Source organism: Pseudomonas sp. 14P_8.1_Bac3, from assembly GCF_025466085.1.
Lineage (GTDB): Bacteria > Pseudomonadota > Gammaproteobacteria > Pseudomonadales > Pseudomonadaceae > Aquipseudomonas.
On record NZ_JANLOD010000052.1, the window covers coordinates 43,166 to 63,754 of the forward strand.

Annotated in this window: 16 protein-coding genes; 10 read left to right on the forward strand and 6 right to left on the reverse strand. The window is 62.5% G+C overall.

What is annotated here, in order from left to right:
• The first annotated feature begins 2 nt into the window (after positions 1-2).
• The 9 genes from NTD84_RS17035 to NTD84_RS17075 all read left to right on the forward strand — a co-directional run bounded on the left by NTD84_RS17035 (position 3) and on the right by NTD84_RS17075 (position 8,597).
• A complete protein-coding gene (locus NTD84_RS17035) occupies positions 3-1,820 on the forward strand; it encodes a DUF2341 domain-containing protein (RefSeq protein WP_262167629.1) in 1,818 nt (605 codons plus the stop codon).
• Positions 1,821-1,831: 11 nt separating this feature from the next.
• Complete coding sequence (locus tag NTD84_RS17040; protein ID WP_262167631.1) at positions 1,832-2,257, forward strand: ExbD/TolR family protein; 426 nt, start codon at positions 1,832-1,834, stop codon at positions 2,255-2,257.
• A 2-nt stretch (positions 2,258-2,259) separates the two neighbouring features.
• The gene (locus tag NTD84_RS17045; RefSeq protein ID WP_262167633.1) at positions 2,260-2,964 is read left to right on the forward strand and encodes an energy transducer TonB; all 705 of its coding nucleotides are present in this window, start codon (positions 2,260-2,262) and stop codon (positions 2,962-2,964) included.
• Positions 2,965-3,003: 39 nt separating this feature from the next.
• Positions 3,004-4,710: a putative porin gene (locus NTD84_RS17050; RefSeq protein ID WP_262167635.1), complete on the forward strand. Its 1,707-nt coding sequence runs from the start codon at positions 3,004-3,006 to the stop codon at positions 4,708-4,710.
• A gap of 15 nt (positions 4,711-4,725) precedes the next feature.
• Positions 4,726-5,358: a DNA repair protein gene (locus tag NTD84_RS17055; RefSeq protein ID WP_262167636.1), complete on the forward strand. Its 633-nt coding sequence runs from the start codon at positions 4,726-4,728 to the stop codon at positions 5,356-5,358.
• Between the two features lie 20 nt (positions 5,359-5,378).
• The gene (locus NTD84_RS17060) at positions 5,379-5,858 is read left to right on the forward strand and encodes a YbjN domain-containing protein (protein ID WP_262167638.1); all 480 of its coding nucleotides are present in this window, start codon (positions 5,379-5,381) and stop codon (positions 5,856-5,858) included.
• Positions 5,855-6,829 carry a peptidylprolyl isomerase gene (locus tag NTD84_RS17065; RefSeq protein WP_262167640.1) on the forward strand — a complete coding sequence of 325 codons (975 nt, stop codon included), beginning with the start codon at positions 5,855-5,857 and terminating at the stop codon, positions 6,827-6,829. Before NTD84_RS17060 ends, NTD84_RS17065 begins: the two co-directional genes overlap by 4 nt.
• Positions 6,830-6,880: 51 nt before the next feature.
• Complete coding sequence (locus NTD84_RS17070) at positions 6,881-7,861, forward strand: LysR family transcriptional regulator (RefSeq protein ID WP_262167644.1); 981 nt, start codon at positions 6,881-6,883, stop codon at positions 7,859-7,861.
• 241 nt (positions 7,862-8,102) lie between these two features.
• On the forward strand, positions 8,103-8,597 hold the full coding sequence (locus tag NTD84_RS17075; protein ID WP_262167646.1) for a hypothetical protein: 495 nt from the start codon (positions 8,103-8,105) through the stop codon (positions 8,595-8,597).
• 199 nt (positions 8,598-8,796) lie between these two features.
• Here the strand turns inward: NTD84_RS17075 and NTD84_RS17080 are convergent, their stop codons facing one another.
• On the reverse strand, positions 8,797-11,163 hold the full coding sequence (locus NTD84_RS17080) for a tetratricopeptide repeat protein (protein WP_262167647.1): 2,367 nt from the start codon (positions 11,161-11,163) through the stop codon (positions 8,797-8,799).
• Positions 11,164-11,377: 214 nt separating this feature from the next.
• Here NTD84_RS17080 and NTD84_RS17085 point away from each other — a divergent pair, with 214 nt between their 5' ends.
• Positions 11,378-12,049, forward strand: coding sequence for a DUF3313 domain-containing protein (locus NTD84_RS17085; protein WP_262167649.1), 672 nt, complete (start codon positions 11,378-11,380; stop codon positions 12,047-12,049).
• Between the two features lie 133 nt (positions 12,050-12,182).
• Here NTD84_RS17085 and NTD84_RS17090 read toward each other — a convergent pair whose 3' ends face one another.
• The 5 genes from NTD84_RS17090 to NTD84_RS17110 all read right to left on the reverse strand — a co-directional run bounded on the left by NTD84_RS17090 (position 12,183) and on the right by NTD84_RS17110 (position 20,589).
• On the reverse strand, positions 12,183-14,699 hold the full coding sequence (locus tag NTD84_RS17090) for a fused MFS/spermidine synthase (protein ID WP_262167651.1): 2,517 nt from the start codon (positions 14,697-14,699) through the stop codon (positions 12,183-12,185).
• A gap of 200 nt (positions 14,700-14,899) precedes the next feature.
• Positions 14,900-16,489, reverse strand: coding sequence for an arylsulfatase (locus NTD84_RS17095; RefSeq protein WP_262167653.1), 1,590 nt, complete (start codon positions 16,487-16,489; stop codon positions 14,900-14,902).
• Between the two features lie 76 nt (positions 16,490-16,565).
• A complete protein-coding gene (locus NTD84_RS17100; RefSeq protein WP_262167654.1) occupies positions 16,566-17,588 on the reverse strand; it encodes an HAD family hydrolase in 1,023 nt (340 codons plus the stop codon).
• Positions 17,585-19,012 carry a hypothetical protein gene (locus tag NTD84_RS17105; protein ID WP_262167655.1) on the reverse strand — a complete coding sequence of 476 codons (1,428 nt, stop codon included), beginning with the start codon at positions 19,010-19,012 and terminating at the stop codon, positions 17,585-17,587. The genes NTD84_RS17100 and NTD84_RS17105 overlap by 4 nt, the downstream gene beginning before the upstream one ends.
• Positions 19,009-20,589, reverse strand: coding sequence for a VWA domain-containing protein (locus NTD84_RS17110; RefSeq protein ID WP_262167656.1), 1,581 nt, complete (start codon positions 20,587-20,589; stop codon positions 19,009-19,011). Before NTD84_RS17110 ends, NTD84_RS17105 begins: the two co-directional genes overlap by 4 nt.

Consider the following 20,589-nt stretch of genomic DNA (forward strand, 5'->3'; position numbering starts at 1 on the left):
TCATGCAGCGCATATTTCTCGCTTTCCTGATGTGCCTGAGCGTTGTGCTTCCGGCCACTGCCCAGGCGTGGTGGCAGGACGATTGGCACTACCGCAAACAGATGTCGGTGGACACCACGCCTCAGGGCGCGGCCATCAATGAGGCCCTGGGCCGCACCGCGCTGCTGGTGCGCTTGCACACCGGCAACTTCACCTTCGACGGCGTCAAGGAAGACGGCTCGGACCTGCGCTTCGTCGCCGCCGATGACAAGACCGTGCTCAACCACCAGGTCGAAAGCTTCGATGCGCTGATGGGCATGGCACTGGTGTGGGTTGATGTGCCAAGAGTCGAGGGCGGCCAGCGTCAGGACATCTGGATGTACTACGGCAATCCGAAAGCGCCGTCGACCAGCAACGGCCAGTTGACCTTCGAGCCGAACTACACCGCGCTCTACCATTTTGACGGTGCTACCGGCACCCCGGCCAAGGACACCACCGCCTACGGCAACACCGCACAAAGCGCCACCGGCGCGAGCATTGACGGCGTGATCGGTCGTGCCTTGCAGTTCAGCGGCCAGCCGTTGCTGTTGCCGGCCAGCCCGTCGTTGCAGCACAACGCCGGCAGTGCTTTCACCTTCAGCGCCTGGTTGCGTCTGGATCAGGCCAATGGCGAACAATTGGTGCTGGCCCGCCGTGAGGGTACGCAGAATCTGCTGGTCGGTTTGAGCCAGGGCCTGCCGTTCGTGGAAATCGACGGTCAGCGCGCGCTCTCGACCCAGGCGTTGAACCCGGGCCAATGGCAGCACCTGGCGTTGACCGCCGAGGGCAACAAGGTCTCGCTGTACGTCAACGGTCGCGAAACCACGAGCCTGGCGGTGGCCATGCCAGCGTTCAACTCGGTCATGGCGATCGGTGCCGACCTGCCGCTGGCTGCCGATATGCCAGCGAGTGCGTACCAGCCGTTTGCCGGCGCCATCGATGAGCTGCGCCTGTCCAAGGTCGCCCGTCCGGCGGCCCAGTTGCTGGCGGATGCCAACGCCCAGGGCGCCGAGTCAAAGCTGCTGGCGTACGGCGTCGATGAGGAGCAATCAGGTTACGGTTTTGGCAGCCTCGGTTTCCTGCTGAATGCGGTGCCGCTCGACGCCTGGGTGATCATCGCGGTGCTTGTGCTGATGATGTTCCAGTCGTGGTTCATCATGCTGCGCAAGAACCGCATGGTCAGCCGGGTCACCTCCGCCAACGAAGCCTTCCGCGAGCAGTTCGCCAAGGTTGGCACGCGTCTGGAAATGTTCGCCGACGACCAGGACCTTGCCCGTCGCTTGCAGGACTCCTCCCTGTGGCGCCTGTACCTGGTGGCGGTGAAGGAAATTCGCACCCGTCGCGAGCAGGGCGCCGATACCTCGTCGGTGTCGGCGGCCACCATTGAAGCCATCCGCTGCTCGATGGACGGTGTACGCACCCGGGAAAACCAGGCGCTGAGTTCGAAGCTTTCGACCCTGTCCAACGCCATCGCCGGCGGCCCTTACATCGGTCTGCTTGGCACGGTGCTGGGGATCATGGTGGTGTTCCTCGGCACGGCCATGGCCGGCGACGTCAACATCAACGCCATCGCCCCGGGCATGGCCGCCGCCTTGCTGGCCACCGCCATGGGCCTGTTCGTCGCGATTCCGGCGCTGTTTGGCTACAACCGCCTGATCACCCGCAACAAGGAAGTCAGCGCCGACATGCGCGTGTTCGTCGACGAGTTCATCACGCGCCTGGCGGAGATGCACGGCGAAAGCCAGTTCAGTGAGTCGGCGCACCGCCGTGGCAATCACACCAATGCCCACGTACCGGCCTGAGGAGCATTGCCATGGCTAGCGTAAATGCCTCCCACGACGATGACGATGACGCAGCGGTGGACAGCATCAACATCACGCCCCTGGTGGACGTGCTGATGGTGGTGCTGGTGATGTTCATCCTCACCGCCACCGCGCAGGTGTCGGGCATCCAGATCAACCTGCCCAAGGCCAGTGCCTCGGTGTCGCTGTCCGAAGCCAAGACCAAGGCGATCTCGGTCAACGACGGCGGCCAGGTGTTCCTCGATGCCTACCCGGTGACGCTGGCCGAGCTGGAGGATCGCTTGCGTATCGAAAAGGCCCAGAGCCCGGACTTCCCGGTCATCGTGCGCGGCGACGCCATGGTGCAGTACCAGAAAGTCATCGAGGTGCTGGACCTGCTGCGCCGTCTTGAACTGTCCCAGGTCGGTCTGGTGACCGGCAAACCGACACAGGGCTGACCATGACTGCTCAACTTCCGATCAACCCGTCACCCGTGAAGAAGTCACCGATGCGCTTTGTAAAGTGGGGCGCGGGGTTACTGATCGCCGGGCTGGCCGCGTGGCTCCTGTGGCAGTGGGCCAACGACATGAGTGGCATCCGCCGGGAAGCGCCGAAGGTGCCGACCATCATTCCGTTGCCGCCACCGCCACCACCGCCGCCGGAAAACCCCCCGGAGCCGGAGCCCCCCGTGGAAGAAAAAATGGTCGAGCCCGAACCGACACCGGAGCCGGAAGAAGTGAAACCCGTAGAAGAAGCACCGCCGTCACCGGCGGACGACCTGGCCAACCCGATGCAAATGGACGGCGACGCCCAGGCCGGCAGCGATGCCTACAACATCGGCGCGGGCAAGGGCGGCGGCATGGCCGGGGCGGGTGGCGGGCGCCTGGGCAATGGCACCTACAGCCAGTTCCTGGCGTTCACCTTCCAGCGCCTGCTGCGCGAGAACCCGGACGTGCGCAACCTGGCCTTTTCACTGCAGGCCGACGTGTGGCTGAGCAGCGTGGGTGAGATCACCCGCGTCGAGCTGGCCAAGTCCAGCGGCAACGCCGAGGTCGACAGCCTGGTGCTCGCTGCGCTGCGGGGTGCCAAAGCCCTGGCCGAGCGACCACCGGCCTCCATCACGCTACCCGTGCGCCTGTCCCTGCAAGGGCGGCGTCCGGGTTAACCGAACATTTGAAGTTTTGCGATAAGGAGTTGTCTGCAAATGATTTCCAACGTGAATCGCTTATCCCTGGCTGTCGGCATGGTCATTGCCGCCCTGGTCGGTCAGGCCTCGGCAGCGCCTGCGCCCTCGGAAAACGCCACGATCAACCTGATCCGCCTGTTGGTGGAGCAGGGCGTGCTGAAACAGGATAAAGCCGACAAGCTGATCGCCCAGGCCCAGAACGAAGCGGATCAGGCGAAAAAAACCGCCGCTGCCGCACCTGCGGCGGTGGTGGCTACCGGTCCTGCGGCCGCCCCCGGCGATGTGCGGGTGCAATACGTTCCGGCGGCGGTGCGCGACCAGATCCGCGATCAGGTCAAGGCGGAAGTCATGGCCACCGCCAAACAGGAAAACTGGGCCCAACCCAACACCTTCCCGGACTGGGTATCGCGTATCAGCTTCGACGGCGACATGCGCCTGCGGGACGAGTCGCGCTACTACTCGAGCAGCAACAGCAACGAAATCGTCGATTTCGCCAAGCTCAACAACAACGGTCCGTACGACGTAAACCCCAACAGCAGCACATCGCTGCCACCCTTGCTCAATACCCGGGAAGACCGCGAGAACCTGTTTCGGGTACGCGCGCGCCTGGGCATGAAGGCCGAGATCGCGCCCGAGTGGACCGCCGGCGTGCGCATCGCTACCGGCTCGGACAACAACCCGGTGTCGACCACGCAAACCCTGGGTGGCGGCTTCGGCAAGAAAGACATCTGGCTCGACCAGGGTTACGTGACCTGGAAACCGTCCAGCCAGTTGACCGTGACGGGCGGGCGGATCGCCAACCCGTTCTATTCCACCGACATGCTCTATTCCAACGACCTGAACTTCGATGGCGTGGCGGCGATCTTCGACCGCAAGCTCAGTCGCGAGTGGGACCTGTTCGGCACCGTGGGCGCGTTCCCGGTGGATTACACCAACGACAGCAGCACCAGCAACGGTTTCGACAAGGAAGAGAGCGACAACAAATGGCTGTACGGCGCGCAGATCGGCGCCAAATGGGTCATCAACTCCAGCAACCGCCTCAAGGGCGCCTTGGCCTACTACCGCTTTGACGACATCGAAGGCCAGCGCTCCAGCGCGTGTGAACCGTGGGCGGGCGCACCCGGTTGCGACAGTGATGGCACGCGCGCGGCGTTCATGCAGAAGGGCAACACCGTGTTCCTGCTGCGGGACATCACGCCGAACCCGCTCAGCCCGGCCACCACGCCGCAGCCGCAGTTCGTCGGCCTGGCCTCGGAGTTCAACCTGCTGGACCTGAACTTCACCTGGGACGCCGACCTGCCGGAAGACTTCAAACTGCGCAGCCAGGCCAACTACGTGCACAACCTGGGCTACGACGAAGGCGACATGCGCAAACGTTCGGCGGGGCAGATCGTCAACAACCTGGACAACGATGGCGATATCCAGAGTGGCGCCAATGCCTGGATGGTCCAGTTCACCTTGGGTAACGCGCTGGAACTGCGCAAGCAGGGCGACTGGAACCTGTTTGCCGGCTACAAGTACATCCAGCCGGATGCCTTGCCGGACGGCTTCAACGATTCGTCGTTCCATTTGGGCGGGACCAACGCCAAGGGTTATTTCCTCGGCGCCAACTACGGCCTGGCCAAGAACGTCTATGCCACCGGTCGCTGGTTGAGCTCCGAAGCGGTCTATGGCGCGCCCTTCGACATCGATGTCTTGCAGCTTGAAATCAACACGCGCTTCTAAGCGCAGGAGAGCGTCATGAACTTACGAATCCCGGCCCTGTTGGCAGTGGGGCTGATGTTCGCCCACGGGGCGAGCGCCGAGGGCATGGAGGAGCGACTGCGCACGCAACTGCGCAGCACCACCCAGCAACTGCAGGCCTTGCAAAGCCAGCAAGCCCAGGCCAGTGCCGCGCAGGTGGCGGCACAGGCGGAGGCCAAGGCGGCCCAGGCGCAAATCAAGGCATTGACGGTGGAACTGGCCAGGTACAAAGGGGCGGCCGAGCAACTGGCGAGTCAGCAGGACAGCCTGCACAGCCAGGCTCAGGCCCAGATGGCGGCGAGCAACGAGCAGATCGGCAAGTTCAAGAAGGCCTACGAAGATCTGCTGGTGATGGCGCGCGGCAAAGAAACCGAACGTGCGCGGCTGGCGGCGCAATTGGCGGAACGTGACACACAAATGCAGCAATGTTCAGTCAAGAATCAACAGATGTATGGCGTTGCCAAAGAGATCCTCACGGCTTACGAAAAAATCGACGTCGCCGAAGTGATGAAAATCCGCCAGCCGTTCGCCGGCAGCGCCCGGGTCAAGTTCGAGGAGCTGGCTCAGGGCTTTGGCGATGAGTTGTACAAGACCCAATTCGACGCGCCCCAGGCTGCGATCACTCACTGAAAAACAGGGAAGGACTTCACATGACTCAATTGATCGCTCACGTATCGGCACAATCGCTCACCGACCTGCTGCAAGCGGCAGGCTACCGGGTCAACCAGACCGAACATAACGGCATCGTGCAACTGCTCAGCGCCAGCCAGGGCATCGGCTACGCCGTTCGCTTCGGCAACCCGGCCGCCGAGCAGGGCAGCTACGTCGACTTCACGTTCAGTTGCGCGTTGCGGGTCCAGGGCGAATTGCCGGCCGGGCTGGCGGAGCTGTGGAACGCATCTCGCCGTTTTGCCCGGTTATCGGTGCAGGGCGAGTTTCTGGTCATGGAAATGGACGTGGTGGTTGCCGCGGGTGTCAGCGCCGATTACTTGCGAGGCAACCTGGAATTGTGGGACCGGCTGTTGCAGGAGTTCATCACCTATTTGCGTGACTACAGCCAGAACGCCGCGCATTTGCAGGCTGATTCCGAACCCTCTGAAACCGCCGAGCAAGAGGTGGCCGCCCTGTGAAAAAGCGTACGGTAGTGGCCAGCGCGGGCGCGTTGGCTGTGTTGGTGGTGGCCGTCGCGCTGGGTCTGCGACCGGGGAATGACCCGGTCGCTGCGCCGCAACCGGTCAAATCCGTGGCGGCGACCAACGAACCAGCAGTGGCGCGGCTGGGCAATCAATACGTGGCCAGCGACGAACTCAAGGCGCTGCTGGCGACCCTGGCACCGGAGTCTCGTGAACAACTGCGCGGCAATCGCGCCACCCTGGAAAGCTGGATCCGTTCACGCCTGGCCGAGAAAGCCGTGCTCGAACAGGCCGATGCGCAAGGCTGGCGGCAGCGTCCTGAGGTCGAGCAACAAACCCGGGTCGCCACCGAGCAGATCGTGTTTCGCAACTATCTGCAGTCAGTCAGCCAGGTCCCCGCGGATTACCCCAACGCCACCGAATTGCAGCAGGCCTATGAGGCCGGCAAGTCGGAGTGGATGACCCCGGCCTTGTACCGGATCAGTCAGATTTTCCTCGCCGTGAATGAGCCGCAGAACCTTGAGGCGGTGCGCAAACAGGCAGTGGAAGTGGGCCGCAAGGCCCAGGCGGCGCCGGCGGAATTTGCCACGCTGGCCGGTCAGTATTCCCAGGACCGGGCCAGCGCCGAGCGGGGTGGCGATGCTGGCTTGCAGCCCCTGCAGCAGCTAGTGCCTGAGGTGCGCGGTGCCGTGTCGCGGTTGAAAGTAGGTGGGGTGTCCGATCCGGTGCAAAGCCCGGCGGGCTTTCATGTGATCAAACTTACCGAGCTGCAACCAGCGCGGACCGCAACCCTCGACGAACTGCGCGAGCGCCTGACCCAGGCCTTGCGTGCCCAGCGTCAGGAACAGATCGCCAAGGCCTATCTGGACGGCATGCTCAATACCGCAACGCTGAGTATCGACGGGGCTGAACTCAATAAAGTGCTGGAGGAAAAGCGTTACCAGGCTGCCTCCACCGGGTGGAAGTGAGCATCCGTAACACCGTGCCAACCGACAACAAAGATCGACAGGGAGTCATCGATGTCATTTTCAGAGCCGGCAGGACCGCTTGAGATTGCCGATTATCGTTCCATGGGTGGGAAGGACGAATCCTGGCTGGCGCAAGCGACGCGAATCGATGCCCAGGTCGCGCAATATTTTCTGGTGAGTGCGCGCTGTGGCTGTTTCATGCAAGCCGCTCGGAGCCTCAACGTCAAGCCGGTGCTGATGCGCAAGCATCTGGCGCAATTGGAAGAACAACTGCAGCGGTCGCTGTTCAGGTTCAAGGACAGTACATTGACCCTTAGCCGCGACGGACAGCAGCTTCAAGCACAATTGACGGCGCTGGCCCATGATCGCGAGCTGCCAGTGATCGAGAGGCCCCTGATCCGGTTGGCCGTGGCTGAAACAATCCTGCATGACATCCTTGGGCGAGATCTGATTTCGCTGCTGCGACGCAACGCCAGCATGCGTCTGGATATCATCACCCTTGACAGCGAGTTGTCGGTGCAAGCCGTCAGCGCCGATGTCGTGGTCTGGCTGGCCGGCACGGACTCCTGGCTGCCGGGCCCAAGCTTTGCCGCCAGCGAAACCTGGCCGCTGGCGCGGCTCGACTACCTGCCCCACATCGCCAAGCGTTATTCACGCGTCACCTCGCGCCCCGACAGCGTCGAAGACCTCGCGGATTTCCTGTTGGTGCAATGGCAGCATGACCGGCAAATCGAGGGTTTTCAGCCATGGAATGACCTGGTGGAACAGCGTCTGGCCGGGGTCGTGCAGTTGTATTCCTATGAACTGATGCTGGAGATGATCCGCTGCAGTGCCTGCATCGGCCTGTTGCCCGGCTACATCCGCCACTTCGACCGCGGGCTGACCGGTTTACCCAAATTGTTCAACCAGTCGATGCAGCGTCAGGTGTGGATGGCGGTGAATGCGCAGTCCGCGGATGACGGGCAGGTGCAGATGATCGTGGAACTGATCCGCAATACGTTCACTGAGCGGCATGACTGGTTCGAGAGCTGACCGCCGTGCAAATGTGAGAGCAAGCCCGCTCCCACAATTTGGTTATCTCCGACAACATTGGCCGGGAGCAGTTTTCCGCGCATCCGTCGCAGCCACGCCGGCAGTCTGGACAGGGCGCGTCTGCGTCGCCCGTCCAGCGCTGGCTGAATTCAGCGCCGTTCACGCGATTGGTCGTACGCCCGAGGCGCGCATCTGCCATGCTCGACGTCCGTAGCACTGCTTCAATCAAAGGAACACCGCAATGGACGACGTACAGCAATTGGGCGAGATGCTTCGCCACTATGCAGACAGCGAAGCGCATAAAAAACAACTGTTCGAGTCGCAATCGGCCGTGTGGGCGACGCGCATCGGCGAGCTGTTCGATCAGATCCAGCAATGGCTGGCACCGGTCCAGGCACCGAACCTGCTGGAAGTGAGCCGTGAGGCCTATGTCGCCTCGGGTCCGAGCATTCCGCTGGAAACCTCGACGTTCAAGACCGAGAAGCTGGGGATTGTGATCGCCGGCAAACCTGTTGAGTTCGTGCCGGATGTGATGGGCACGGGCGGGCAGATTTCCCTGGCTGTGATGGGCCTGACCGCGGCGCGGTACGGCAGCATTTCGCTGGTGTGCCTGCCGCCGTCAACCTCCTGGCAATGGCGCAAGACCAACGGCCTGAAAGACCCGGACACCTTTGCCTTCGATGCGAACTTCCTCGCGCAGCAGTTGCAGAGCCTGATTCCGCGGGATCGCGGCTGAACCTCTGACTCAACGCAACCCTCTTGTGGGAGCGAGCCTGCTCGCGAAGGGGCCGGCACATCCAGCATCCGTTGCGCCTGATACTGCGCCTTAGCGAGCAGCCTCGCTTCCACAGATGCCGTGTCATTCACTTAATGGTGAAAGGCGGGAATCGGTGGGAGCGGGCTTGCCCGCGAAGAGGCCCGTGGATCTGCCCCAATCACTTCAACGCCGGATCCGCCATGTTCATCTTCTTCCAGCCCTGCAACAGCACCTGGGCCTTGGGCTCCTGTCCGTTCTCCAGGTAGTACTGGATCAACGACAGCCGCGCATTGCGATTGGCCGGTTGGACTTTCAGCAGGCGTTCCAGCTCCGCGCAGGCCTCTTCGACCTTGCCGCTATCATGCAGCGCCACCGCCAGCACGTAACCGTATTGTGGGTTTTGCGGTTCCAGCGTGGCGGCCTTGCGCAGCACCGGCATGGCCTCGGCGGTTTTGCCGGCGCGTATCAGCGCCAGGCCCTGGGTGTGTTGCAACAGCGCCGCATCCGGGTGCGCTTTCAGGCTCTGCGTCAACAGGGCCTGCGCCTCCTGGGCTCGACCACTCGCTTCCAGCCACTGCACCAGTGTCACCAGTGCGGGATGGAAATCCGGATCACGCTTTAGCGCAGTGCGCAGCAAGCCTTCGACTTCAGCGCTGCGACCATTGGCCTGATACAGCATGGCCAGGTTGAGGTTGGCTTCGGCGCGTTCGGCGAGGCTTTTTTGCACCGCTTCGTACTCGGCGATGGCAGCCTCCCAGTTGGCCTGGGCATTGCCCAGACCATTACGGGCGACGCTGAGCAAATCCCGTGCGGCAGCGATGCGCACGGCCTTCACCGGATCATTGAGCAGTGGCGTCAGCAGCGGCGCGCGCTCCGGAGGCGGCAGGAACGCACTGATCGCCCGCACGCCGCTCTCACGGACCTGCGGCGCCGAATGGCTCAAGGCCTGGGTCGCCAGTTTCAACGCCTGGTCGCTCGGGTATTGCGGCAATTCGGCCAGCAACGTCGCGCGCTGGATCGCCGGCAGGTCGCTGCGCTGCAATTGCTCATACAAGGCTGGCGCCGCGCCGGGCTGACCGTTGCGGATCAGCCACAGGCTTTCGTCGTAGCGCGGCGACTGGGCGGTGGCGGTGCTGTTCCACAGCTTGAACTGCTCGGTGATGTTGTCGCCGGCCTTGCCCTGGTGACAGCTCAGGCAGGCGTCCGGCGTGCCGAGCTTTTGCGCTCGCTCGGGGTTGGGAATGCTGAAGCTGTGGTCGTGGCGGAAGTCGTTGCCCATGTAGAACTTGCCAGGCATGTGGCAATCCACGCATTGCGAACCGGGTTGGCCCATGGTGTGGCGGGTGTGTTCGATGGAGTCGTAGTTCTTCGCTTGCAGACCCTTGCCATCGACGCCCGCCACTGCGGTTTTGCCGGCGGTGTTGTGGCATTGCAGGCACACGCCATTGCCCGGCGCCTTGAGCTCGGTGCTATGCGGATTGTGGCAATTGCTGCAACGAACGCCCTTGTCGAACATCTTGCTCTGGGCAAAGGAGCCGTGTTCGAACACTTCATCCTTGATCTTGCCGTCCAGCGCGTACAACTCGCGGGTCAGGGTGCTCGGCAGGTAGTCATCCATCAGCCGTTTGCCGACGGTGAAGCCATCGCCCAGCGGTGCGCGACGGGCGTGACAGCGGGCGCAGGTTTCGATCTCGACCGTGGCGTCCTTGTCCTTGAGGTCGACGGCAAAACCGGCATGGATCAGGTCACCTTTTTTCGCGGTCCACTCCAAGTGACTGGACGCGGGACCGTGGCACGCCTGGCAACCCACGCCGAGGCTGTTCCAGTGGCTGTCGAAGGTGTTTTTCGCCGCGTCGAAGTTGCGTTTGTAGCCGGTGGTGTGGCACTCGACGCACATGAAATTGGCGTTCTGGCTCGGCTTGCTCCAGTGCAGCGGATTCTTGAAGTTCACGCCCTGGCCCGGATAGAGGTGAAACCAGCGATGCCTCTCGGTATCCCAGGCCACGCCCAACGCTTGCAAGCGACCTTCGCCGACCTCGATCAGATATTGCTGCAACGGCGCGATGCCAAAGGTGTAGGCCACCTTGAAGTCGGCATTCTTGCCATCGATGCCCGGCGTATTGACCCAGAATTCATCGTTTTTGCGCGAGAACCGCGTGGTTTCGTTTTCCGCCTTGAAGGTGACGTTGTTGAAATCGCCGAGCATCGTTTCGGCGGTGGCTTCCTGCATCGCCAATTGATGATGCGAGCCTTGCCAGTCCTTGACCTGTGCGCTGTGGCAGCCCTGGCACTGTTGCTCGTCGACCATCTGCGCCGGTGCGACGGCTGCTGCGGCTGCCACGGCTTGCGGTTTGCTCGGGGTGGCCACCGGGGGAGCGGGCGGCGCATAGGTCAGCGGCGCCGGTTGACTGCTGAACAGAAACCAGCCGATGCCGACGATGGCCAGGAGCAACACGCCGATGAGCGCAGGAAACAGGTAGCGAGAGACCGAGGTCGATGGCGAATCGGGAGTTGGTTGAGCCACTTTATTTTTATGTTTCGGCATTGCGACTTCCATGGTCCGGGTGCTTTTGCCGTCAGGCGCGCCTTCAGGCTCGGTGCAGCTTTGCCGGCTGGCCGGCATCTGTCAAATGACCGTTTTGATCCTCAGCGTGGCGTTGGATGAATATTCGGTTTTTTCCGAACAAAAGGCGCGGCATTGGCTATACCTGTTACACCCGTTTTCAAACCGCTGTCGACCGACTTACAGGAGTTACCGCATGAAGTTTGCATTAATGATGAGCACGCTGTGCATTGCCTCGATCGGCGTGGTGGGTTGCGCCAGCAAGACCGTCGAACCTGACCAGTATTCCGGGTTTCTCAAGGATTACAGCCAACTCAAGGAAGCCAAGTCACCGTCAGGCGCGGTGGTGATGCGCTGGGTCGATCCGAAGCTCGATGTCAGCAAATACACCAGCGTGTACGTGGAGCCGACCCAGCTCTATCCCAAGCCGCAACCGACCGTGAAAATCCCCCAATCCACTCTGAACGGGATCACCGGTTACTACGATCAGGCACTCAAGCGTGAGATCGGTAAATCCCTGCCGCTGGCTTCTGGCCCCGGCCCTGGCGTGATCGTGGTGCGTGCGGCGATCACAGCCGTCAGCAGCAAGACCGAGGGTTTGAAACCTTATGAAGTGATTCCGATTGCCTTGGTAGCGGCGGCGGTGAGTACCGCCAGCGGCATTCGCGATCAGGAGACTGACCTGGCTACCGAAGCGGTATTCCTCGATGGCGGCAACAACCATGTGCTGGCGCAGGTAGTGCGCAAGGGGACCGGCAAGCCACTGGAAAACGATTCGCAAGTGATGAAGGCTGATGATGTGAAAAGCGTGATCGACGGTTGGGCTTCGGATATGCATCAGTCGTATTTGAAACTGAAATCCAAATGATGCGTTGCGGCTGATGGCCTCTTCGCGAGCAAGCCCGCTCCCACAGTGGATCTGCAGTGCACACAAAAACGTGTACGGCAGCGATCACTGTGGGAGCGGGCTTGCTCGCGAATACGGACTGCCGGGCGCCGGATCAATCCCCGACAAACCACCGATAATACGGATTCCCGCCATCCCCGCGCATCACCTCACGAATATCCCTGGCCCATGCATCACGGTCGCCGTCATAGGCATGCAGGCTCGCCCGATAGAACTGCATCAGGCGCTGCTGGTGGGTGTTCATCCGTTCGACAAAGCCTGCATCGGCATTTACCAGCAGCGGTGGCTGACGTAGATCGAGCAGCGCCGGCAGGACGCGACTGATCTCCTTGGCACGTACCCACGGTGCATATTCGATACGCGGTTGATCGTCAGTTACCGGCGGCGCGTCGGCGGCGAAACGCTCGAGCCCGGCGCGATCGGTGACCCACGTCGCCAGTAACGCTGCCGCCGAGCCGATGCCCACGTCCTGCAAAGTGCTGCGAACGCTGTCCTGCTGGAAGCGCTGGCTGATTTTCGCCGCGTCCAGCTCAATCGGCTGCAGCGAGCCCACCAGCAGCATTTCGTGGAACTCGCTGGTCCACAATGTGGCGTACGGGAAGACGTCGAGAAAGCTGCGCACCAGCGAACGCGAGTCGTCGATGTTCTGTGTCGGCAACGGCAGCCACTGGGCCACCAGGCCTTGTTTCTCGAGGCGACTGGCGGCCAGTTGGTAGAAGTCCCGGGAGTAAAGGTTAACCACCCCGGCGGCGGAGGGCGGTGGCGGTTCGAGGGTGATCAGATCGTAGCGTTGCGGGTTGCGCAGCAGTTCCTGGCGTCCGTCGCGCAGACGCACATCGACGCCGGGATCAGCGGCTGCATTGAAGTTGCCTTTGAACAACGGCGCGGCTTTGACCACCGAAGGCAGCAATTCGGCCACCACCCGATGTTCCAGGCCCGGATAGCGGGTCAGGGCGCCTGCGGTGATGCCGGTGCCGAAACCGATCACCAGCGTTGAGCGCGGCTCGCCGTTATGGATCAGCAGCGGCAACAGCGCCTGAATGCGCATGTAGCGCAGGGACGGCATGGCGTCGCCGGTGTTCGACACACCCTGGATATACAAGCGCTGGAACGTCTTCTCGCCCTTGCCTTGGGTGACCACGGCCACGGTGCCGCCGCGGCCTTCTTCGTAGAACGCCAACGTCGCGTTGCGAGCGCCGGGCAGCAGGCCGGCGAGCTTGTTCACCGGAGTCAACACCGCCACCGCCACAGACAGCAGACCGATCGCCACAACCGCCTGACGCCGGCCTTTCTTCACGTGGTGACCCTTGCGCACAGCAAAGTAGCCGATCCCGGCGGCGACCACTGCCAACAGCCCCAAGGTTCGCACCAGCCCTAACAATGGAATCAGCACAAACCCGCAGAGCATCACCCCGATAATCCCGCCGAGGGTGTTGAACGCGACCACGGCGCCGACATCCTGACCGACGTGCTCTCGTCCAACGCTAAGGCGCAAGGCCAGGGGGAACGCCGCACCGAGCAGTAAGGTCGGCACGAACACGATGCTCATGGCCGCGACGGCAAATCGGGCACTCATGCCCAGCAATTCACTCGCGCCCAACGACAGGACCCAGGCTTCGGCCAGGCTTTGCCCGAGCACCAGCCAGCGGCCGAGCAGGGCGATTTCCAGTAATGCGACCAACCCGGCACCGGCGATCAGCAAACCGAACACGCCCCACGGATCACGAATCCGCTCCACGCGACGGGCCAGCAGGATGCTGCCGAGAAACAACCCGGTGAGGTAGGTCGCCAGCACCACGGCAAACGCGTAGGTGCGGGTACTCATGAATTGCACGATGGATTGCGACCAGACCACTTCGTAACCCAGGGCTACGCCACCGGCGATCGAATACAGCCACAAGGCGAGACGGTGCGGCGCCTTGGCGGACGGGTGCTTTGCCGCCGCGACGATCGGCGCCGAACGCTGGCGTTGAAACCACAGGGCACCGACGGCGGCCAGCAGGTTGAGCATCGCTGCGGCCAACGCACTGCCGCGCACGCCCAGGGTGGCAATCAGCACGAACGCCGCGAGCAGGGTGCCGGCGATGGCCCCTGCGGTGTTCGCCGCATAGAGTTGGCCACCCGCCTTGCCCAGTTGCTGCGGATCGGCGGCCAACGAGCGAACCAGCACTGGCAAGGTGCCGCCCATCAGCAATGCCGGGACGCCCACCAGCGCGAAGGGCAACAGCCAGGCCACCACGCCGATCTGTTGCTCCAGCCAGGCAAACGGGCTGGCGGCGAGGCTCAGGGCGAAGGTCGCGCCGACACCCAGCACGGCCACCGCCACTTCCAGTCCCGCATAAAGCAGCGCCGGTTGCTGCACGCGATCGGCCCAGCGTCCGAACAACAAGCCTCCCAAAGCCAGGCCGGCAAAAAAAGCGCTGATGCCGGTGGTGATCGCGTACACCTCGACGCCGACCACCAACGACAGTTGCTTGATCCACAGCACCTGATACACCAGCGCCGCGGCACCGGAGACGAACAGCAGCAAGGCCGGGATCAACAACGCCGGTGACGTTGCGGTTTGTGGAGCAGGTATAGCCGACGACTTGCTGGCGACACGTGAGGACATAAGTCTGTTGCCTTGACCAAAAAATTAGAAATGACCACAAGCCCCTGTAGGAGCCAGCTTGCTGGCGATCGAGGTTTGCCAGTCGATAAATCAGTGACCTGACCCACCGCCATCGCCAGCAAGCCGGCTCCTACAGAGGGTACGTAACACGTGGGAAACAGGGCCGCTCGCCGGTGAGGGCGAGCGGCGGTCTCGCGGTCTTACTGTGCAGCGGGTGCCGCTTTCATTTTTTCGGCGATTTTGGCATCTACCGCAGCACGGATCTGGTCGATGCTGAAGCTGGCCGGTTTCTGACTTGGCGGATATTCGATGAAGGTTTGCAGGAACTCTGCCGATTTGGTTACCGCGACACCGGCGAGGTAAACGTTCTTGGTATTCCAGTCGTAGAACTGATCCGAAACCACGTCGGCCCGTTCGTACGGATCCATCCTCAGGTTGAGGATTTTCGGCACCCGCAGGCACACGAACGGTTCGCTCCACACCCTGAAACCACCCGGCTGGCGCTGTTCGCAGAACACCACTTTCCAATTGTCGAAGCGCATCGACACCAGCACGCCGTCGTCGTTGAAGTAGTAGAACTCCTTGCGCTCGCCTTTAGGTTGTTGGCCGGTCAGGTAAGGCAGCTGGTTATAGCCGTCCAGGTGCACCTTGAAGTTGGTGCCACCGGATGTCGGCGCCCAGCCTTTGAGCAGCTTGTCTTTCACGTCGGCATCGCCTGCAGCGGCGAGCAGCGTCGGGAACCAGTCCATGCCCGAGAACAGCTCGTTGGACACTTCACCGGCCTTGATCTTGCCCGGCCAGCGCACGATCGCCGGCACGCGATACGCGCCTTCCCAGTTGGAGTTCTTCTCGTTGCGGAACGGCGTGGTCGCCGCGTCCGGCCAGGAGAACTGGTTCGGGCCGTTGTCGGTGGTGTAGACGACGATGGTGTTGTCGGCGATTTTCAGGTCGTCGAGCGTCTTGAGCAGTTTGCCGACGTCAGCATCATGCTCCAGCATCCCGTCCGCATACTCGTTACCGGGCATGCCGCTCTGGCCCTTCATCGAATCGCGCACGTGGGTGAACAGGTGCATGCGTGTGGTGTTCATCCAGACGAAGAACGGTTTGTCCGCCTTGGCCTGTTTCTCGATGAACGCTTGCGCCGCGGCGGTGGTTTCGTCGTCGATGGTTTCCATGCGTTTGGTGGTCAGCGCGCCGGTGTCCTCGATCTTGCCGTCGGCGAAGCTGTGGATCACGCCACGCGGGGTGTTGGCCTTGGTGAAAGCCTGGTCGTCCTTGGGCCAGTACGGACGCTCGGGCTCTTCCTCGGCATTGAGGTGATAGAGGTTGCCGAAGAACTCGTCGAAGCCATGGTTGGTCGGCAGGTATTCATCGCGGTCGCCGAGGTGGTTCTTGCCGAACTGGCCTGTCGCGTAGCCCTGCGACTTCAGCGCCTGGGCGATGGTGATGTCACGTTTTTGCAAGCCCACCGGCGCGCCCGGTATGCCGACTTTCGACAGGCCGGTGCGCAATGGCGTCTGGCCGGTGATGAAGGAGGAACGTCCTGCGGTGCAGCTGTTCTCCGCGTAATAGTCGGTGAACATCATGCCTTCCTTGGCAATCCGGTCGATGTTGGGAGTCTTGTACCCGACCACGCCCATGGAATAAGCGCTGATGTTGGTCTGGCCGATGTCATCGCCGAAGATCACGAGAATATTGGGTTTTTCGGCGGCCCCGGCAGTCGCCGAAATCGCCATGACCGAAACCGCCACCAGGGCGAGTTTCGGTAGCCACTTGCGTATGCGAGTCATCTGACTTGCTCCTTTTAAGCGGGTGTCGCGTGGTGCGACAAACGTTGATTTGCTGTCCTGCGTAACGCGCTGTTGCTTATTGCACTTGCTCGGGTGTGGCGGCGTCGAACGGATAGATCCGGCGCCACTCGGACGCCATGTCCACGACAGTCCAGCCACGGCTGTTGGCTTCGTCCAGGGCCTTGTCCAGACGACCGATATCGGACTTGCGGTCATAGGCCCACTCGCGTTTGGCGTCGGTGTGATGCACCAGCCCCATGAAGCGCTTGCCCGGCCCGGCGGCGGTCCATTGCAGCATTTGCAGGTCACCGTCAGAGTTGCCAAAGGCGAGGATCGGCCGACGCCCGATCACTGCATCGATGCTTTCCGGTTTGCCCGGGCCGTCGTCGTTATGCGCGAGTTTTGGCGTGCGCACGATCGAAGCCTTGCCGTCCTTGAACTGGAACGCCGTGACGAAGGTGGTGCCGATCACCTGTTCCGGAGGGATGCCGTAGACCTTCTCGGCAAACGCGCGCATGAACGCGGTGTCGCCGCCCGAGACGATGTAGGTCTTGAAGTCCTGGCTGCGCAGGTAATCGAGCATTTCCAGCATCGGCTGGAAGATCATTTCGGTGTACGGCCTGCCGGTCTTCGGGTGTTTGGCCTGGCTCAGCCAGGTCTTGGCGTAGTCGTCGAAGGCGTCGGTGGTCATGCCCGTGTGGGTGGCACCAAAGATTTTCAGGATGCCATCCATGCCGCTGGCGGCCAGCGCCTGGTGATCGTTTTCCAACACGGCCTTGAACGGCTGGGTGGTTTTCCATTCCGGGTGCTGCGGGGCGTTGCGCTTGACTTCGTCGAGGGCAAACAGCAACTCGAAGTACATCGGCTGCTCGCTCCACAACGTGCCGTCGTTATCGAACACGGCGATGCGGTCAGCGGGTTTGACGAAATCTTTGCTGGATTGATCAGTGACCGTCTGCACGAATTCGATGATGTGCTTTTTCGCCGGCCCATCGTTCCACGAGGCCAGGGGTTCGTTAGCCTGCGCCAGCAGCGGCAAGGCCAGGGCGAAAAGCAGGGTCAGGCCGAAGCGGTGACTGAACGATAGCGGGTTCGTCATGGGAAATCCTTCTCGTGGACGGGGTTCAAGGGTCGCAGTGCTGAACGGGGTGCGGTGTTGTGACGAACGGCCTGACTATGCAGCGTAGCCAAGGATTGCCGAAGTTGACGCAACGCCTGATCTTCGGTCGGTTCGCGGCCGTAACAGGCGCGTAACAGCCCTTGCAGGCGCGGGCTGAGATCGCTCAGTTTCAGGCCCAGGCGGCTGCGTCTGAGCCACAGGTACAGGGCGCTGAGTTGCGCAGGTCTTGCCTCGATTTGTTGCGGAATCTGCCGCCAGGCGTAGTCGGCGGATTGCAGGTACGCGGTTTGCCGGGTTCGGCGTCGGGCCTGCACGGCAAGGTATGCGCGATGCACGAAAGGCTTCGCCACGCCGATGGCTAACCCTGCAAGCCCCAACAGCGCCACCCAAAGCAACCAATGTTCCGACAGATGTACGCGGCCTTGCTGGCCGAGTTGCTTCAGGTCTTCGGTGACGGAGAACACCGGCTTGTATGCGCTGTTGGCTACGGCGTCGAACGTCACTGCCGGGACCTGGGCGGTGCGCGCCTGTTGCGTACTGACATCCCACCATTTCAGTTCGATCGCCGGCAAGGTGTAGCGACCTTCGGTGTCGATCCGGTAGGTCACGGCGTCGATGCGTTGCCCGCCGGTGAAATGCCCTCGGCCATCATCGAGGGTGGTGATTTGCGGTGCTTGCGGATAACGGCTCAGTCCCGCGACCTCCGCAAGCGGCGGTACGGGCAGCGCCATGGCCATGGCGTTGTCGGCCTGCAGGGTCAGTTGCCGGGTGAGGCTGTCGCCCACCTTCAGTGGCGTCGCTGAACGGCTGACGGTTTGGCTGAAGCGCAGCCCCTGGGCCACCAGCACAGCCTCTCCGGGTTTGAAACCGGGCGGTTGCGTGGCGCTGAAGTGCAGCGGCTGGCTCTGCGCACTCAGCGGTGTGTTGGCCTGGCCGGGGGTGGCCTGCACCGTCAGGGCCGGAATGTCGAAGCCACGGGCCAGATTCGGCGTGATGCGGTAGCTGTAGCGCATGCCGTTGAAGGACTTGCCGTCGAGCGTCTGGTTAATGTGCTCGGCGTGACCGTCGGGCGGCAACACCAGGGCGCCTGGGAGTTTCAGGTCGGGCAGGGTGGGGGCGTCGGTGAACCAGGTGTCGGTGAGGACGTCGAGTTGCAGTTCGAGGATGCCGCCGACCCTGACGGATTCTGCGGGTTGCAGGGTGGCCTGTACTCGCAGGTCGGGTTCGGCGGCCAGTGTGGCTGTGGTGATCAGGCAGCAGAGCAGGGCCCAGAGTATTTTGCTGGCTGGGCTGGCCTCTTCGCGGGCAAGCCCGCTCCCACATGGGGGATGTGTGCGCCGCCAATCCCCTGTGGGAGCGGGCTTGCTCGCGAAGGTCGCCACTCGCGCTATCAGACGGATCATGGCTTCATGCCCGTCTGATCCTGCAAGCTGAACTTCTGCTTGAGGAACTTCGCTGGCGATGTCGTCAGGTTCTGCAACCACAACGCATCCGACGCCGCCTGTTCGGTCGCCACCGTCTTGCTCTGGCCCTTGCCCGGTGCCTTGTCCATTTTGATTTCGTCGGGCTTGACCTCCGGGGCGTTCTGTTCGGCGCTGTCGGTGTCTTTCTGCAAGGCGATCGCCAGCGCCAGGTTGGCGGTGGCCTCCGGGAACTGCGGCTGCAACTTCAGCGCCTGGGTGTACGCCGCGATGGCCTGATCGAACTTGAAGCGCCGCACATAAATGTTGCCCAGATAGAAATACGCCTGGGGCGTTTCCAACCGCGCGAAACTCGCCAGCGCCAGGTCGAAATCCGCGGCGTTGTAAGCGGCGATGCCTTTCCAGTACGGGTCGCTGAAGAGGGCGGCGGCCTGCGGAAAATGCTCATGCTCGAAGGCCCAGCGACCTTGCTGGTCGGGGGTGAAAAAAGCATCGGTCAAGGCATTGGCTTCAGCGTTGGTCGGTTGCCAGCCGATCCCCAGCGCCAACAACACAGCGGGCGTCCAGTTCAGGCTCCAACCTTTGCGCACACTGAAGAACGCGATCAGCAACAGCGGCCAGGACAACCAGTAACCGGCGTCTTTCCAGTGCAACTCGCGCTGCTCGTCACTGGCGGCCTGAAAATGCTGTTGGGCGTGCAGTTCAACCCAATCCAGATCGTCGTCATTCAGTGTGAGGCTGCCGAGCGGCGCATCCACGGCGGAAGCCAGTTGCTTGAGCGCGGCCTGATCGAAACTGCCGAGCGCAGGGCGGCCGTTACTGTCGGTGCGTGGCTGGCCACTGGCGTCTCGGACGATGCCGCCGTCCTCGTTGCCCACGGCGAGGATCAGCACTTGCAGCGCGCTGTCATTCAATTGCTTGCGCAGGCCGCCGAGCTGCGCGGTGTCGGCCCCATCGGTGATCAACAGCAAGGTGCCCGGGTTTTTTTCAGCGGTCAGCAGGCGCTTGGCTTCGTCGATCACCGCGCTGACGTTCTTCCCCGGCTTACCGATCAGATCAGTGCTCAGGGCCTGGATGAAGGTGTCGAGCAACGCCGGGTCGTCGGTCGGCGGCAACACCAGGTGCGCGCTGCCCGCGTAGGCGATCAGCGCGTTGTGGGCCCCGGCGCGACGCTGGATCAGCTCGTGCAGCTTGTGTTTGGCCGCTTCCAGGCGACTCGGTGGTACGTCGCTGGCGTCCATCGACGGCGACAGGTCGATGGCAATGATCAGCGGCGCGCGATTCTCTAGGAAGTCCGGGCGGTCTTGTTCCCAGGTCGGCCCCGCCGCGGCGATAGCCCCCAGGATCAGCACTGCACACACCAGATGCACCGGCCGCAAGCGCTGCTGATCCTGAGGCGTAATCAGCAAGTGCGGCAGCAAGTGCTCGGCGATGTTGCTGCGCAAGCGCCGCTGCACATCCCGGCTGCGCCGCCAGAGCCACGGCAGCGCGGCACCGAGCGGCAGCAGCAACAGCCAGAGCGGGCGCAGGAAATGCAGGTCGCTGAGGTTGATTTCCAT